Source organism: Bacillus cereus group sp. BfR-BA-01523, from assembly GCF_022662615.1.
Classification (GTDB): domain Bacteria; phylum Bacillota; class Bacilli; order Bacillales; family Bacillaceae_G; genus Bacillus_A; species Bacillus_A mycoides.
In genome coordinates, this window is the sequence record NZ_JAKUDX010000042.1 from 1 (window position 1) to 318 (window position 318).

Here is a 318-nt window from a genome sequence, read left to right on the forward strand (position 1 = left end):
TCGGCGGTTCGATCCCGTCATCCTCCACCATTTAGCCGACTTAGCTCAATTGGTAGAGCAACTGACTTGTAATCAGTAGGTTGGGGGTTCAAGTCCTCTAGTCGGCACCAGTTTTTATTGCAAGAGCCATTAGCTCAGTTGGTAGAGCATCTGACTTTTAATCAGAGGGTCGAAGGTTCGAATCCTTCATGGCTCACCATTTTAATGAAATATGCGGGTGTGGCGGAATTGGCAGACGCACTAGACTTAGGATCTAGCGCCTTTGGCGTGGGGGTTCGACTCCCTTCACCCGCACTTTTAATAAAATAACTCAAACAT

General features: G+C 47.5%; 3 tRNA genes. All 3 read left to right on the forward strand.

Annotation, left to right across the window (positions count from 1 at the left end):
• Positions 1 to 34 precede the first annotated feature (34 nt).
• The 3 genes from MR066_RS27085 to MR066_RS27095 all read left to right on the forward strand — a co-directional run bounded on the left by MR066_RS27085 (position 35) and on the right by MR066_RS27095 (position 294).
• A tRNA-Thr gene (locus MR066_RS27085) sits at positions 35 to 110 on the forward strand.
• 13 nt (positions 111 to 123) lie between these two features.
• A tRNA-Lys gene (locus MR066_RS27090) sits at positions 124 to 199 on the forward strand.
• Positions 200 to 213: 14 nt separating this feature from the next.
• Positions 214 to 294, forward strand: a tRNA-Leu gene (locus tag MR066_RS27095).
• Positions 295 to 318 lie beyond the last annotated feature (24 nt).